Origin of the sequence: Vibrio variabilis, assembly GCF_003263785.1 — a bacterium.
Lineage (GTDB): Bacteria > Pseudomonadota > Gammaproteobacteria > Enterobacterales > Vibrionaceae > Vibrio > Vibrio variabilis.
Map to the genome: position 1 here is coordinate 26,384 of NZ_JYJK01000061.1, position 16,644 is coordinate 43,027.

A 16,644-nucleotide genomic window follows, 5' to 3' on the forward strand; every position below is an offset into this window, starting at 1 on the left:
CACACAATCACTGGACTCAAGCAAAACAATCATGCCGCATATTAGCTTGTCTATTTGTGCAACTTGTTAGGTTTTGGACTTACCAAGTAAATACAATGAAACTGCAGCAGCTGAGTTATTCACTAGCATTGCGAGGTCTTCATCTGGTTCTAGGTCTGCCTCGGAACTGCCATGAGCGTTTCCAATATGTGTCCTAATTGCTCCTATTGCTGAAAACATTGATTTAACGCCTGAGGTTAGTTTCTTAACGTCAGCTGACTCTTCTGGATAAGAGGATAAATCAACTTCCTGCAATGCTGCATTAATTAAATTTGTAATATCAATTCTATTCGGTAAAGGACTGCCATTCGACTCAATTACTTGCCGGCATACTGATTCTAAATAGCTACTACTTCTTGTAATTGACTCAGCGGGATCAGTGTAGACACTCGCTTTTGCTTTTACCCATTGTTTCAAGAGACTTTCACTCCGTATAAGAGTGTCCTTGACCTGACGATCTATATGTTCCACCTCTACATTAAACAGATTAACTAGAGACGCAGTAGCTCGTTCTGCACTATCAAGGTCGGCCGACAAATTAGTTTCAATTGACGTAATAAGTGAATCTAATATTTCATCCTTGATTAATGCGACTTTCCATTGATTTGACATTTCATGAATACTCTGTGTGCTAAATACGCGCTGCGCATTAGGAGTATTTTCCCTAGCATCCACATAGTCATCAAAGGTTGAACGATAAGCTACTTTCAGAGCACTTTTCGAGTAGTAAATATAACCATATGTCCAATCTTCATCAGAAGTATGCTCCAAGGTTACCGTTTTACTCCTACCATAAACTTCTATATTCGGTAAGTTTACTATCAGCTCTGCTTCAAACTCATTCAGCTTCGAGGCGACAACGTGATGCTTGTCATTTAGCTTCGTCGCTATCGATTTCAACCGCTCCAACTTGTTCATTCTATCAATTCCTCCTTATTTGTCAGATAAAAGCCTAGTTCCCTTTTAAGGAGTGACCAACGGAATACCGAAGCTCCCACCAAGCCACTAATACCAATGTACTGCAAAAATGCAACGCGTTCTAAATTCCTCTTGAAAGGTTGTTAAACATCAGATTGCGCAAAGTTTCCTTCAAGATCTGTTTGTCCCCACCTGATATACCCCGTGTTGAAAACTCTTTCCGAAAAGTCTCGCTGATCTATTGGGAAACCTTGTCTGCTAACCTGTTCAAAATCTGCAAAATCAACATTGAACAGCTGCGAATTTACAACAAATCTTTTTTCAGAAACCAGCTCGATACCAATAATAAAGTGAGGAAAGAGAGCACCTTTAACTGCCACTTCCCTTTGTCTAGGATATAATCCTAATGATTTATAGGTTGGTAAACCGCAACCAGTTACAATCCGTTGGTGATGTTCACTTACCCAAGGTGCTATAGCGTGAGCGTGGAATGGTTTAGGTATAAAGTAATGAAAAATGAACTTTTCTTTAGGGTTACGCTCTACCTTTGAAAATTCTCTAGCGACCTTTCTATCCACACTTGTTGAAACCAACGGAGTTTCAGTTCGTATTCCGGGCGATCCTGCGATATGAAGCCAATATAAGTAATAATCTCTAGCATTTAGTTTTGATTGGCTATTATCAGTATCATTAATTCTTTCGACAAACATCCTTTTATTCGATGGCGTACCAAAAAATTCTCTAAACTTTTCCGAGGTATTTTCTTGTACGCGACTACGTCTTTCGGGTGAATTTAGAACATTTGATATTCTGTCGAAGATAAACCCTAAAGTCTCTTCAGAGCAATCGTTAATGCCTGTTAGAAAACTTCGGTCTACATCAAACCGATCGATAAAAAAATGCCTTGCTTTTTCACCAAAGTAGAATGCTCTCTCATACATTTTTCCACTTACAAAATCACTCTGATCACTAAACAGACGTCTATTGACGTTCCTTTGCTCTTCTCCGCGATACAGAAGTAGAACTTCGCCCTCCTTATCTTTCTCACTTATAAAACTACGAAAGGATTTCAACTTATGCATTTCCTCGCTAGAAAGGGCAATAAAATCTGACTTTAAGTACTCCATAATTCTCCCATGATGTATAACGCTCTGTTAGGGGTTAGCAACACAACATCAATAACGCCGCATACCACACTAAACACAAGATCCAACGCATGGCAAAAATTCCACGCGTTGCGACCCTCCTTTAAAACAGCTTGTTAAGTTTACATAACCCACTTAGCTAAATCGTATGCGAACTGTCCAAACCAGCCTACCGACAGAACACCAAATATCGCACGATGCATCAACATTTTGCTGTTTGCTGAGCGATACTCAACTAACGGGCAAACCCACCGTAAATAGTGAAACAATAATCTAAAAACAAAGAGTGTTGCTACGAATGAATACATGTAAAGTGCGCTTTCAAAAAACACACTTGAGACTTGCATGCTCTCAATGTAAGGACTAAAACGACTACAAATCCAGAAGGATAATGGGAACCCCATAAACCACAACAATACGTCATAAATGCTATGCCGGTGAACAACTGAAAGTGTTGAAGATTTTGAGCCTATGTAGTTCTTCAACTCACTAAAAACCCCATTAACCCACGTAGCATCGTAGCCACTTACTTCAAGATTAGACTCATTTGGAGTTCCGTAACTCGGAAGTAGTGAAAAATCGAGCACCTTAGGTTTTGAGAAATCAAGATACATAACAAAATAGTTGTGCGGATAGTAATTATGTACATGCTTAAGTGTTGACTGACTATCTACATAAAGTGATTTAACGTTTTCAGGAAAGTTCACTGAATCGAAGACTTCACTAATTGTGCCCCACAATTCTTCGCCATTTGTTCCAGCAATCGTAATTTTTAAGGTAAAGGACTCACGCAGAGTTACGAGATTTTTCTCATATTCATCTTGAGTTTGGTCATTTTTAATAAATAGGGAAGCTTCAATTTCTGCAGCAGCAATAGCTCTTTCTTGCAGGATATCGCAAAAACGTCGGAGTTCATCTTTATCAAAAGATAAAGATGAAATTTTCATTTTTTGCCTACTTTTAATTTTGTTTTTTTCCATCGCAACTAATGAATCCAAATTGTATAATTAACACCAAATAGAAGGCTAGGGAACGCAATTCCGGCCTTGCCTCAACCACTTTAAAAACAGAAATCAACACATGGTGAAAATGTCATGCGTTGCAAATTATCCTTCAAGATTTTGTTAAATTCTTACCATCCGAGCATACGAAGACATAGATCCTACGTTTATGAAGAAAGGTTCCAGTTGCATCTGAGGTTCTTCTGGCAACCATATAGTCCTAACTTCATTTTGGTAGCTGTATTTAAAATGCTTTGCTAGAAATACATTTACATCATCAAGACTTACATTTAATGGATCAAGGTATTTTACTGGTGATGCAAATCCTTTAAAATCAGGCTTAACCTTTTTTACAGCTTTCATCATTTTTTGAAATAGTTCCCGCGGTTTATCAATGATAATGCAGCAATCAGCATCAAAGTCATCATACTCTCTATACGTATATTTAGAAGCAAAGCAATGAACGTAATAATTTGTGTTACTTTCCAATTTAAATTTAACTTGACCAAAAGTAGGTATTGTAACGCCATGTACGTCCTCAAAAACTAACCCATCAGCCCTTTTTTGAATTTCAAAGGATAGTTCATCGTCGCGAATTGCATTATTTAGTGATGGGTCTTTATAGTATGAAGCTGGAGAAATACGAATGTGTCCTTTATTAAACATCCCATCTAAATGTTCATACTTGCCAAACTTACAAATAGCCCCTTCATTAAACCCTCCAGCTAGTTTCAAAGCCGTTGCAGATTTTGGCGGTTCAGGAAAAGATGCTTTGACGATTTCCGCATTTGACATTGCCCCATCTGTAAAACCATTTGGATAAGGTCCGTACCTAATAGCAAACTCTTCCAAAGCATGAGTCCATACTTGAAGCCAGTAGTTGCCAATTTCATTCGTGCCATGTAAGCCGATCTTTCCCTCAGAAGAAAGAATTGTCATATTGGCGATAATTTGTTTCGTCCTGTCTTCCAGCTCGATTTTCGATAAGAACTCCATATATCTGTAAGACCTATATTCATTTCTCCACATTTCATGACGAACCAACTTTTTACCTCCTAGCATTTACCACCTTATAGACAGAGTTCTTCCGTCATTGCACTCCATCTATGTTGCTGCTATTTATTATGAAACTCAAGTAGTATCAATCTTTTGTGTGAATAGATATAGGGTTAGGGGAAAATTACGGAATAATTCCATATAAGAGGACAAAGTACGGTTTAAATTAACTTTGTCAGACTAAGTCTTCCTCTTACAGCTTTGAGGTAAAGGCGAGCCGGCAGTCATTGTTCCACATTCCCCTTAACAAAAACGAGCAAGCTTTATGCCTTCTTAAACCAGATGTGACCCAGTAACTCACACAACGCCACTTGTAGCCCCCTTTAAGCGCAACAAAAACACGCTCACATTTTGGAGAACTTTCATTGGAGCAATTTTGGAAGCGGAATTTTATATTTATTTTTCAATCAGTTAACGGAAACAACTGTGCTGCCCATGCATACAACTAGAATCGATGGTTTCTTTTTATTATTCATATAGTTAACACCTAATTTTGGCCAATTTTCACGTCAAAGATACAAAAAATTTTAGTCGATAAATCAGGTGCTTGTGAATAGGTTTGAAGGGATTCGTTGTTGGGGTGGTTAAAGCCTTATAGAGTTGGAGCTTTCGAGTTAGCTATGGGTTTGGAGCCAACTCGAAAGTGGACAAAACTATGCCAGTTACTTTTATAAATTTGATTGTAACTGACTCACTCACGGATGAACGCCCTATTACGGTGATCAACGCAATACAGAAGATCCCGCGCACCACCCTAAGCACCGAGAGCATAGTAGAAATGCCACGCGTTGCGAAAACCCCTTAGGCAGATTGTTAACACACACTATTACACGTCATCTTCCGATAAAACTTGACGACAATTACGAACTGTTAGTATTCGAATTTCGTGACTTAAACTGTAAATAATACGATAGTGACCAAAGATGATTTCGCGATAGTTCGTAGGGGCATTTCAGGAACAAACCGCCCCATTTCAGGCATGCTTCCAAGTAGTTCGGTTTTGTCAAACACTTCATTTACCCACCTCTATGCCGCTGGTGGATTATCCAAAGATATAAACTCCGCTGCGTCACCTAGTTTCTGAAGTGCTAATGGCGACCAGACTACTTTCATTCCTTTATGCGGCCTAGTACTTGAGCACGCGCATCATCATTGGAAACACCAAGACCAGAAGCTAATTGAGCTTCTGCTGTGCGCATTTCTTCCAGTAGTTCGATTTTCTCTTGCATTGCTTCATACTCAGCAACATCAAGAACAACAGCAACACCTTTGCCACGTTGCGTTATAACCAATGGGCGACGAGTCTCATTGATTTGTTTGATGTATGAAGCTACGCCGGCACGAAACTCAGACAAAGGCTGAATATCTTGATCGAAACGAATGCGACTCATATTGAACTCCAAACAGTACAAAATAACGTACAAATAATAGTTCAACTGGCTATTTTGAGTAAGAGGGCGACTCTGTGTTGTAACGCTGTATAGACGAAAATTTTCCGTCTTTGCTTTTCACCTACTTCAAAAACCCCAAATCCTGCTGCGAAAAATTAGCCAAATTAGGAAATATGTAACTCATCGCGCTGTCACTGCTCACGCCCATCCACTTCGCCACCGTTGCACCAATCTGTTCGACTGATGTCGTTGGGATCATACGTCCTCTGTTAAAATCATTTTCCCCATCAAGGATTAGCGATGGCCATTGACCGTAAAGCTGACCGCCATTTAGCGCGCCGCCCATAACTAGGTGATTGCTTGCCCAGCCGTGGTCGGTTCCTGTGCCGTTGCTGGCAAGACGCCTGCCAAAATCCGACATGGTCATGGTGGTGACTTTGTCTTCAAGTCCAGCCGCTTCCATGGATTGATTGAAGGCCGCGAGGGACTGACTCAATGAGCTCATTAAAATCGCGTGATCTTCTAGCTGATTAGCGTGAGTGTCGAAACCGCCTAAGCCAACAAAATAGACTTGTTTTTGATGCCCAAGTTGGTCGCTCGATTTGATCAGTCTCGCGACGGTGTGGAGCTGGTGACTTAATGATATATCAGGGAAATGGTCTTCTTCCGGTATCGATTCAATGGCCGTTGCCAGTTTGTCTCGTATGGACACTGAATCGCCCTTCACGCGATCAAACTCTCGCCCAAAGGCCGTTAGTGGGGATAAACCCATCACCTTATCAAAGCTCTCACGACGTAGGTCGTTTTTGATGGCATTCACTTGAGGCAGTGATGATGCATTGATGAGGTTAGCACTGTGCTCTGAGCCATTAAGCAGCTGCGCATAGCCATTGAGGCTAAACGTTGGGCTAATCGTATCTGAGTCGCTGCTCAGCACGTCCATTAATCGTCCCGCCCAGCCAAGTGTTGTCGTGCTGCCAGACCAACCACGCTGCCACTCCGCTTGTTGTGAGTTATGGGAGAACAGAAACGGTGGCATCGCATGCGTGCCGTCTTCCAGACCGGCTTTTGTAGAAGGCTCTATCAGCACGCCGCTGTTGGCAATGGCAACCATTTTCCCTGTATTGAACAGGCTTTGTAACTCCGTCATGGAGGGTGAAGCCCCAATGTCAGATCAGAGCCGGTATTGAGCGATACAGGCAGCAATGAGGCTTGTGGTATAGCGATGTCAGGACGAGCAGTCGCGTACTCATCGTAGTGTGCGTTATCATTTGGGATCAGCATGTTAAAGCCGTCGTTGCCGCCGAACAAAAACACGCATACGAGGGCTTTGTAATCATTATTTGGCAGCGCATGTGCTGAGCCAGTGCCCTTCATCGATACTATGGGGGTTGCGGCCATTGCCGCTAGAAGTTGACGACGAGAAATCATTGGGCAAGCTCCTCAATATGGAATTCTTGACTGGTCACCACAATATAGAGCGCATTGCGAACCTTTAAACTTTGCTGCGTATCGCGAAGGCTTTCTAAGCTCTCTAAAACAATTGCTTTAAGAGACTCGCTCATTCTTTGCGATAATAGACGTCGTTCAATTTCATCAATTAGCGCCTGATGGTCATTGGCTATGGCTTCGAGCGGTGCAGTGTTAATCACAATGCGCGTTGGGTTGGTTTCACCCTCATAGTTGGTTCTGCCTAGTGCAGACCAAAGTTGGTTGTTGGTCAAAATGAAGTTGTTCCAACTGAGTATTTCAAATTCCGGCGCTACATCATTAGCATCGGCGATCTCGCCAATGGGCGCATAATTGGGAGAGAAAAAGTTAAACACACTTGGAGAGCCTAGCGGTGACTGTCCATAGGCACCAAAGGTGTTGATAGAGTTGTAGAAACGACCGGTGGGATCGGCGGATTTGGCCTCAAAAGCGCGGAAGAAGTTCGTCATCGCGATTAACGGCTCTTTCATTTTAATTGGCGCTCGTTCCTCGCCGTTAAGTGCTTCACTGTCAGTGAGGATGCCGCGGATCACCGCTTTAAGATCGCCCCGTGCTCCCTTGCCATTGTCGGCAAACAGCGCACTGACTCTCGCCACATAGGCGGGAGACGGGTTAGACGTCACCAACCTTTGAATAAGGTGTTTACTGATAAATGGCGCCGTATTCGGGTGATTGAGCAACATATCCATGGCCTGAGCCATATCTTGCTCGGGTGTTTGCCCCTGTGCAAATACTTCGCCCATCACCACCTTTTCTTCGTCATCATGGCGTTCAGGATAAGCAGCCATAGGTACAAACCAATTACCCTCTTTTGAGCCCCAGTTTGGCTGGTTTTTCTCTGCGATGTGCCAACCGGTAAAGACGCGAGCTAGGTTCTCAATATCGTCCTGAGAATACGTCGGGCTCTGTTGTCCTTGGCTATCGAGTTTGTCTGACCCATCCTGATTGAGATGATAAAGCCCAATACTAAACAGCTGCATCACTTCTCGGGCATAGTTTTCATCGGGATAGCGGTTGCGCTCAGGGTCAGCCTTTTGATTCGCCATCATGGATAAGTAATCGCCCATCGCGGCATGCCGAGTCACCGCTTCAATCAAATCACGATAGTTGCCAAAAGCGTGTGTGATCAACATGTCGTAATAATCGGCCATCTCTTGCGGGCGGCCATTTAAGCTTGCACCATATCGTGAAATCACAAAGATCTCACTCAGTGCAAATGCAACTCGCTGCCTAAGTTGATCAGGTGCGTTGAGGCTTAAATCCCACCACACCGCGACGCGATCGGATTGGTTGTAACTGTCCTTTCCAGGTTCAAGGTCATACTGCTTAAGTCGCGGTAAGTGCAAACTTGGTGTCATCGAGAACTGCTGGTCCAGCCACTCAACATAGCCAATATTCGCCAACTGTTGGTAGGAATCTGGCTTGGGGCCAAACGTCGCACGATAAAGAAGATCGTAACGCTGATCTTGAGTGAGAGGGGTATATACAGGAGTGGCATTACCAGAATCACCTTCACCGCCACACGCTGACAGCAATGAAAGACTGAGCAAGCAGGTGCTCAATTTAAGGACACCACGCAAGGCATCTCGCTTTCTAATGGAAGACAATTGACAAACCTTTATCAGACGATTTCGTCGCACACTAGCGAAGAACTCTCGTTGCGACAATCAATGCCAATGCAAACTGTGTGACGGGTTCAAATTCACGATGAGACTTACGCCCCCAAAAATAAGTTGCGCACAATTATATTTATTGCAATTCAAATTACAGATTGATACTGTGCTACGTAAACAAACGGAACAACTAACACATAACACATAACACATAACACAAAAGGTTGGCGACTCATGATTACTCTACATCACCTTAACAAGTCACGCTCCAAGCGCATTATCTGGCTGCTAGAAGAGCTCAACGTTCCTTACCAAGTCAAAGCGTATCAACGTGACTCGGTAACCAATTTAGCACCTCCCGAGCTTAAAGCGGTTCACCCGCTTGGTAAGTCACCCGTAATTGAAGAGAATGGCCAAGTATTGGCGGAGTCCGGTGCGATCACCGAATATTTGGCGCAGCGTTTTCCCACAGTCTCTCTTGCCCCAGCGCAAGATTCAGCGGAGTACCCGCTATACCTTCAGTGGCTACACTTCGCCGAAAGCTCCGCTGCATTGCCGCTTTTACTTCACTACTTCCTAAAAATCGACGGCACTGAAACACGCTTTCTTGATGGTTACAGCAAGCAAGAACTTGCGCTGATTCTGGGTTACCTCAATGATCACCTAACAGCCAACGCTTGGTTAGTTGGCGAGCAATTTACTGCAGCCGACATTCTTCTGTCTTGGATTGTTGAAGTAGCGGCTCAGTTAGAGCTTGTTAATGACTATCCTGCATTGACGGCGTATCTCGCGAAGCTTCAGCAGCGCCCCGCCGCTCAAAAAGCCGCTGAGCTTGAAGCGCAATACGACAAATCAAGCGCTTAAATGCAATCAAGGTCTAGCACGTGAATATTCTAGACCGAGTTATTTATTGACCAACGTCAACAAATGAACAATTTGCATAAATATCTATTTTCTGCATAAATATCCGTAATACTGAGTGACCTAACAGTCTATCAATTAGGTCACTCCATATTTTTTCATCCCAGGAAATTTAATATCCCTTCAAAAATAGTTGGTTATTTTTACCTATAGTTTTTTGTGAGCAAGTCTAAAGTTATTCTCGCCTATCCATAGTACATTTTAGCCACAATTTAGATTAGTAATTCTTATAGCTTCAATGTGGTAATTGAACGTTAAACGTACAGCTAAGCGGGAAGAAAGCACTTCCTGCTAAGGAGAATGCTATGACCGCCCACGTCGTCCAAGAACCGAAAAAGTCTGGCGGCTTTTTTACTCGTTTCAAGTTCCCTTCTGCCTACACCATATTATTTGCGCTGATCGCCATCGTGGCGCTGATGACCTGGATCATTCCTGCTGGCCAATATGAGCGGGAAATGAATGAAGACCTAGGTCGAGAAGTCCCTGTTGCGGGTACTTACGCCAGCGTAGAAAGCAATCCACAAACCCCTATTGATGTACTACTCGCTCCGATTGACGGCTTTTATGATCACAACAGCTATGAAGCTGGTGCGATCGATGTATCGCTATTTGTACTCGTCATTGGTGGTTTCTTAGGTCTGGTTACCGCAACTGGCGCTATAGATGCGGGTATTGAGCGCGTTACACGCCGCCTTGAAGGGCGAGAAGAGCTAATGATCCCCATCCTCATGGCACTGTTCGCCGCTGGCGGCACTGTGTATGGTATGGCGGAAGAGTCGTTACCATTCTACACCTTGCTAGTGCCTGTCATGATGGCTGCGCGATTCGACCCATTAGTCGCCGCAGCGACTATTTTGCTTGGTGCTGGTATAGGCGTTCTAGGTTCAACCATTAACCCATTCGCAACGGTCATCGCTGCCAATGCTTCCGGAATACCTTTTACTGACGGCATTATGTTGCGTCTAGCAATGCTCGTTGTTGGCTGGGTGATTTGCGTTGCTTATGTGATGCGCTATGCCAAGATGGTCAAAGCAGACCCGACCAAATCCATTGTTTACGATAAGTATGAAGAAAATAAAGCACACTTCCTTGGTAACAAAGGCGATGAGTCATTAGAGTTCACCACTACTCGCAAAGTCATTCTCACCATTTTCGGTGGCTCATTTGCCGTAATGATTTATGGCGTATCGGTTGCTGGATGGTGGATGGCCGAGATCTCCGCCATGTTCCTGGCCGCATCAATATTGGTGGGTCTCGTCGCTAAAATGAGTGAAGAATCCTTTATCGATAACTTCATTGAAGGGGCGCGCGATTTATTAGGCGTGGCACTGATTATCGGTATTGCGCGAGGTATTGTGGTAGTAATGGATAGAGGCATGATCACCGATACCATATTGAACTCCGCCGAACATATCGTTACCGGGCTCTCATCCGTGGTGTTTATTAACGTCATGTTCTTCTTAGAAATTCTATTGTCCTTCTTGGTGCCGTCAACGTCTGGGCTTGCGGTACTCACCATGCCAATTATGGCGCCACTGGGCGACTTTGCTGGTGTGGGACGAGATCTGGTGATTACCGCCTATCAGTCGGCATCTGGACTGGTCAATCTCATTACCCCAACCTCGGCAGTGGTAATGGGAGGCCTCGCGATAGCGCGGGTTCCTTATGCGCGATGGCTCAAGTGGGTTGCACCGCTTATGGCGATTCTAACCGTGTTCTGCGTTGTTATGCTTAGCCTAGGTACACTTCTCGGTTAATTTAACACAATTACCCCTATGTGTTGCCCGCTGCTTGTCAGCGGGTTTTTTGGTTTTTAAAAGCGGTCCTTGGTCCTTGGTCCTTGGTCCTTGGTCCTTGGTCTTCAGTGTAAGAGCCAAATAATAAGACATGAATCACATATTTGAGTGAAATTCTGTTAACAAATGGCGTTTTGGTGTGAGAAAAAGCGCTAAGTAGTAGATGGGATTGCATATTTTGTCGCATTAGCCAATCCCATTAAAATATCTAATGCGAATTGTATTTCCTTCATGCTTCCTAAATTCACTATCTCGACAAGAAACCCTGCATATTATTCCCATAAAAGTTCAATTTTAACCCATTATCTATTCAACTAATTCCGAATAGATATTGTTAACAGCCCCTTTGATAGTCCTAAAGTGAAAGCAAGAATATGTGTGATCGCGATCTAACACGACGTGAATATTTTGCTTCATATTATAACCACCACAGCGAAGCTAATAATAAATACCCTACATAAAACTCGACGAGTTTTAATAAATATTAGAGAGACTTGATTATGAATAAACTCTATGTTGGTTCTGAAGTTGGTCAGCTACGTCGCGTGTTAATTCACCGTCCACGCCGTGCTCTCACACACTTAACTCCATCAAACTGCCACCAGCTACTTTTCGATGATGTGCTTGCTGTCGAGAAAGCCGGCGAAGAACACGATGTGTTTGCAAAAACACTAGAGTCCCAAGGCGTTGAAGTCTTGCTACTGACTCACTTACTTGCAGAGACGCTGGCGATTCCAGAAGCGAAAGATTGGCTACTAAACACCCAAGTATCCGATTTTCGCTACGGCCCAACCTTCGCTAATGATGTGAGATGCTACCTAGGCGACCTTCCAAACCTTGAGCTTGCGAAAGTGCTGACTGGTGGTTTGTCATTCGGTGAAATGCCACTTGAATCATCTTCAATGCTGCAATCACTGTACAAAAAGAACGACTTCATTATCGATCCACTGCCGAATCACCTATTTACCCGCGATACCTCATGCTGGTATATGGCGGCGTGTCGATTAACCCAATGGCAAAAGTCGCGCGTCAACGCGAAACCAACCACCTTCGCGCCATCTACCGCTGGCATCCAACCTTCGCAGGTCAAGACTTTATTAAGTACTTCGGCGATGAGCCTTTGGCGTATGACCATTCGACTATTGAAGGTGGTGATGTACTGGTCATTGGTAAAGGCGCCGTGCTGATTGGTATGTCTGAGCGCACTACACCACAAGGCGTTGAGCACTTAGCGTCTAGCCTGTTTAGACATGGCCAAGCCAAACAAGTGATAGCACTAGAGCTTCCAAAAGATCGCTCTTGCATGCACCTAGATACCGTAATGACCCACATGCGTGAAGATACTTTCTCGGTTTACCCAAATGTGATTCCAGATGATGTGAAGTGCTGGAGTTTAACCGGTGACGAATCTGGTCGCGTTAAAGCTACTCAGCAAAGCTCGTACATCTCAACGATCGAAAAAGCGCTACAAGTCGACAAGCTCAATCTTATTACTACCGGCGGTGACAACTTTGAGGCTGAACGTGAACAGTGGAATGACGCCAACAATGTACTGACCGTGAAACCGGGTGTGGTTATTGGCTACGAGCGCAATACCTATACCAACGAGAAGTACGACAAAGCCGGCATCACTGTACTGCCTATCCCAGGTGATGAACTTGGCCGTGGCCGTGGCGGCGCTCGCTGTATGAGCTGCCCTATTGAACGTGATGGTATCTAAACATTTCCTAAGACTTAACTGCTCTGGATAAAGATTATGAAAAAACAAACCATTGTCGTCGCTCTTGGCGGTAACGCTCTGCTCAAAAGAGGCGAGCCACTCGAAGCGGAAGTGCAAAGACACAATATTGAAGTCGCGGTTAACACCATCGCCAAGATTGCTGAGCAATACAATGTCGTATTGGTGCATGGAAATGGCCCTCAAGTGGGCTTACTGGCACTGCAAGGATTGGAGTACAAAAAGGTTAACCCGTATCCACTCGACGTACTCGGCAGCGAAACGCAAGGCATGATCGGTTACATGTTAATGCAAGAGTTCAAAAACCAAATGCCGGAGAGAAACGTCACCTGCATGCTGACTCAGATGACGGTCGATCCCAACGATCCTGCGTTCCAAGACCCGACTAAGCCGATCGGTCCAATTTATGAGAAGCAAGAAGCATGTGAGCTTGCAGAGAAGTATCACTGGACAATTAAGCCCGACGGCCAGCATTTCCGCCGTGTGGTACCAAGCCCTCAACCAACGGGCATTATTGAGCACGAAGCGATTACTTCGTTAATCGAACAAGGTCACTTAGTTATCTGTACTGGCGGCGGCGGTATTCCGGTTACGCGCAAAGCGGGCAAGTTGGTTGGCGTGGAAGCGGTAATAGACAAAGACATGTCGGCGGCCTTCCTGGCGAAGCAGCTCAATGCCGATCGCTTGTTGATTTTGACTGACGCCGATGCAGTGTACCTAGATTGGGGTCAACCAACGCAGCGACCACTGCACGCCACGACGCCAGCAGAGCTCTCGCAATATCAGTTTGATGCAGGCTCTATGGGACCAAAAATCGACGCCTCTTGTGAGTTCATTCAACAAGGTGGGCAAATGGTGGGCATTGGCGCCCTAGAAGACGGCCTTCGCATCCTAGAGGGCAATGCAGGCACCGTAATTACCAAACGTTAATTCACATTCCATCACAATGATATGACGCGCTGGCTTAATTTAAGCGGTATGAGCCAGCGCCAAGACAGAAAAAAGGACACTATTATGGCTTTCAATCTTCGTAATCGTAACTTCCTAAAACTTCTTGATTTCACACCTCGCGAAATCGGTCATTTGTTAGAGCTGTCTATTGAGCTTAAAAAAGCCAAGTACAACGGCTATGAACAGCCACGCCTTAAAGGCAAAAACATCGCACTTATCTTCGAAAAAACCTCAACACGTACCCGCTGCGCGTTTGAAGTTGCCGCCTTTGATCAAGGTGCGCAAGTTTCCTACCTTGGCCCAACCGGCTCTCAAATAGGCCACAAAGAATCGATGAAAGACACCGCTCGCGTACTGGGCAGAATGTACGACGGCATTGAGTATCGCGGGTTTGGTCAAGAAATTGTTGAAGAGTTAGGTCAGTACGCCGGCGTGCCTGTTTGGAACGGATTAACCGATGAGTTCCACCCAACACAAATACTGGCTGACTTCATGACTATGATGGAGCATTCACCGAACAAACCGCTAAGTGCGATTACCTTCGCCTACCTTGGTGATGCGCGCAATAACATGGGTAACTCACTCATGGTAGGTGCAGCGAAAATGGGCATGGAAATCCGCCTTGTAGCGCCAAAAGCATTCTGGCCTGAAGCGTCTTTGATTGAGCAATGCCAAACCATCGCAGCAGAAACCGGAGCGAAGATTGTCCTTACTGAAGATGTACAAGAAGGCGTGCAAGGCTGTGACTTCCTATACACCGACGTATGGGTGTCCATGGGTGAAGCTAAAGAAGCTTGGGCAGAGCGCATTAAGCTGATGTTGCCATACCAAGTCAATATGGATGTGATTAAAGCGACGGGCAATCCAAACGTGAAGTTTATGCACTGTCTGCCAGCGTTCCATGGCGAAGATACCACCGTGGGCAAAGGCCTCGCCGCTGACTACCCAGAGCTGTCACAAGGGTGTGAAGTGACCGATGAAGTGGTTGAGTCTCCATACTCTATCGTGTTTGATGAAGCAGAGAATCGCATGCACACCATCAAAGCCGTCATGGTGGCGACATTAGGTCAATAATCCAATAAAACCAATGCACGAAAAAAGCGAGGGGAATCTCTCGCTTTTGAGTGATTAAACAATAACCCGTCATCAAAATGAGAAATGGGCATATATTTTACTTTTTCACAATTTGATAGTGTATGAGTTGCTATTCGTTATAAATAACAACACATAAAACCACCTCAAGGATGAGTTTTACTATTTAGTAGGTGAAACATGTACGACACTCCTGATTTAGACAACCCGACTGTCGATGAGAAAAAACTCACCGAAGTGTGCAAAAAGCTGCTGCAGCAACAAAGCTTCACAACCCAGAATAAGCTCAGGCAAGCCCTTGTCGACCTTGGTTATCATGGGATAAGCCAATCTACGGTCTCGCGTCTGCTTGCCCAGCTTGGCGTGGTGAAAATGCAGAATGCGTGCGGCAAAAAAGCGTATTGCCTGACCTCAGAAAGCAGCTCGGTTCGCGTTGACTCTTCTATCTCTTCTCAAATCGAACTCATCACCAATAATCAATCGTTAGTGGTGATCAAGACACACCCTGGCAGCGCTCAATTGATAGCAAGACTCATCGACATCGACCCACACGCCGACATCCTCGCCACTATTGGTGGCAACGACACCATTTTAGTGGTGCCAAAACACGTCAAAGATGTCGACCGCTGTGAGCAAGTCGTGAGAGCGCGATTGGGTGCATAGTCGCTTTAGTAAGAGGCAAAGGACAAAAGGCAAAACGCAAAATCGAACCAGCCTATAAAGCGGGATAATCCCTTAGGATTTATCCCGTTTTTTTCTTTTGGGTTTGCTTTATGATGGAGCGTAGACACAACAAATTTAAGGAACCCCCATGTCAATGTCGGAAGAGTCTAAGCAGCAGCGCCATAAAGAGCGCCAACAGAAAGTTAAAGAGAACGTCGATAAGAAAATCGCCAACGCTCAAATTGAAAAAGGCCTGCTACTGATCATCACCGGAAATGGTAAAGGGAAATCGACATCAGGGTTTGGCACCGTAGCACGCGCCGTCGGACACGGCAAAAAATGTGCAGTGGCACAGTTCATTAAGGGTACTTGGGACAACGGTGAGCGTAACCTACTCGAAAAGCTCGGTGTGGAATTTCAAGTCATGGCGACGGGCTTTACTTGGGAAACCCAAAACAAAGCAGCGGATACCGAGGCAGCTCAAGGCGTCTGGCAAGAGTGCAAGCGTATGCTTCAAGATGAATCTGTTGATGTCGTTCTGTTTGACGAACTGACCTATATGGTGAGTTATGGTTACATTGAGCTTGATGAAGTCGTCGAGGCACTTAATAACCGCCCAGCAATGCAGTCTGTCATTATTACCGGGCGTGCCGCGCACCGAACATTGATTGACATGGCAGACACTGTTTCGGAAGTGAAAAACGTTAAGCATGCTTTTGAATCGGGCGTTAAAGCGCTTAAAGGCGTCGACTGGTAACCTGTTTGGGGTACAAAACAAGATAATTCTTGCATGACAATGGTTTGTATTTCGTTTAAATTAAACATTAAT

The 16,644-nt window shown here is 44.6% G+C and carries 14 protein-coding genes and 2 pseudogenes; 7 read left to right on the forward strand and 9 right to left on the reverse strand.

Annotation, left to right across the window (positions count from 1 at the left end; translation table 11 throughout):
- Positions 1 to 66: 66 nt before the first annotated feature.
- The 9 genes and pseudogenes from TZ48_RS08830 to TZ48_RS08870 form a co-directional block, all read right to left on the reverse strand.
- Complete coding sequence (locus TZ48_RS08830) at positions 67 to 957, reverse strand: abortive infection family protein (protein ID WP_112478900.1); 891 nt, start codon at positions 955 to 957, stop codon at positions 67 to 69.
- Between the two features lie 143 nt (positions 958 to 1,100).
- Positions 1,101 to 2,084 (reverse strand): hypothetical protein, encoded by a 984-nt coding sequence (locus TZ48_RS08835; protein WP_112478901.1) that lies wholly within the window; start codon positions 2,082 to 2,084, stop codon positions 1,101 to 1,103.
- Between the two features lie 140 nt (positions 2,085 to 2,224).
- A complete protein-coding gene (locus TZ48_RS08840; RefSeq protein WP_239670757.1) occupies positions 2,225 to 3,082 on the reverse strand; it encodes a hypothetical protein in 858 nt (285 codons plus the stop codon).
- 144 nt (positions 3,083 to 3,226) lie between these two features.
- The gene (locus tag TZ48_RS08845; protein WP_112478903.1) at positions 3,227 to 4,165 is read right to left on the reverse strand and encodes a hypothetical protein; all 939 of its coding nucleotides are present in this window, start codon (positions 4,163 to 4,165) and stop codon (positions 3,227 to 3,229) included.
- A gap of 820 nt (positions 4,166 to 4,985) precedes the next feature.
- Positions 4,986 to 5,272 (reverse strand): annotated as a pseudogene (locus TZ48_RS08855) (type II toxin-antitoxin system RelE/ParE family toxin).
- A complete protein-coding gene (locus tag TZ48_RS08860; RefSeq protein WP_162674525.1) occupies positions 5,269 to 5,550 on the reverse strand; it encodes a type II toxin-antitoxin system Phd/YefM family antitoxin in 282 nt (93 codons plus the stop codon). The pseudogene TZ48_RS08855 and the gene TZ48_RS08860 overlap by 4 nt, the downstream one beginning before the upstream one ends.
- Before the next feature lie 121 nt (positions 5,551 to 5,671).
- Positions 5,672 to 6,700, reverse strand: a complete 1,029-nt coding sequence (locus TZ48_RS08865) for a DUF1501 domain-containing protein (RefSeq protein ID WP_239670758.1) — start codon at positions 6,698 to 6,700, stop codon at positions 5,672 to 5,674.
- Positions 6,697 to 6,981, reverse strand: coding sequence for a DUF1501 domain-containing protein (locus TZ48_RS24905; protein WP_239670759.1), 285 nt, complete (start codon positions 6,979 to 6,981; stop codon positions 6,697 to 6,699). Before TZ48_RS24905 ends, TZ48_RS08865 begins: the two co-directional genes overlap by 4 nt.
- Positions 6,978 to 8,648, reverse strand: coding sequence for a DUF1800 domain-containing protein (locus tag TZ48_RS08870; protein ID WP_239670760.1), 1,671 nt, complete (start codon positions 8,646 to 8,648; stop codon positions 6,978 to 6,980). The genes TZ48_RS24905 and TZ48_RS08870 overlap by 4 nt, the downstream gene beginning before the upstream one ends.
- 240 nt (positions 8,649 to 8,888) lie before the next feature.
- Here TZ48_RS08870 and TZ48_RS08875 point away from each other — a divergent pair, with 240 nt between their 5' ends.
- The 7 genes and pseudogenes from TZ48_RS08875 to cobO all read left to right on the forward strand — a co-directional run bounded on the left by TZ48_RS08875 (position 8,889) and on the right by cobO (position 16,572).
- On the forward strand, positions 8,889 to 9,518 hold the full coding sequence (locus TZ48_RS08875; protein ID WP_112478906.1) for a glutathione S-transferase family protein: 630 nt from the start codon (positions 8,889 to 8,891) through the stop codon (positions 9,516 to 9,518).
- A 362-nt stretch (positions 9,519 to 9,880) separates the two neighbouring features.
- A complete protein-coding gene (locus tag TZ48_RS08880; RefSeq protein ID WP_112478907.1) occupies positions 9,881 to 11,332 on the forward strand; it encodes a YfcC family protein in 1,452 nt (483 codons plus the stop codon).
- A 539-nt stretch (positions 11,333 to 11,871) separates the two neighbouring features.
- Positions 11,872 to 13,091: pseudogene (gene arcA / locus TZ48_RS08885) on the forward strand (arginine deiminase).
- 36 nt (positions 13,092 to 13,127) lie between these two features.
- On the forward strand, positions 13,128 to 14,039 hold the full coding sequence (gene arcC, locus TZ48_RS08890; RefSeq protein ID WP_112478908.1) for a carbamate kinase: 912 nt from the start codon (positions 13,128 to 13,130) through the stop codon (positions 14,037 to 14,039).
- Positions 14,040 to 14,123: 84 nt separating this feature from the next.
- On the forward strand, positions 14,124 to 15,134 hold the full coding sequence (locus TZ48_RS08895) for an ornithine carbamoyltransferase (protein ID WP_112462248.1): 1,011 nt from the start codon (positions 14,124 to 14,126) through the stop codon (positions 15,132 to 15,134).
- A gap of 198 nt (positions 15,135 to 15,332) precedes the next feature.
- Entirely contained in the window at positions 15,333 to 15,815 is a 483-nt protein-coding gene (locus TZ48_RS08900) for an arginine repressor (RefSeq protein ID WP_042499061.1), read from the forward strand.
- Between the two features lie 148 nt (positions 15,816 to 15,963).
- Positions 15,964 to 16,572 (forward strand): cob(I)yrinic acid a,c-diamide adenosyltransferase, encoded by a 609-nt coding sequence (gene cobO, locus TZ48_RS08905; protein WP_112478909.1) that lies wholly within the window; start codon positions 15,964 to 15,966, stop codon positions 16,570 to 16,572.
- The last annotated feature ends 72 nt before the right edge of the window (positions 16,573 to 16,644 follow it).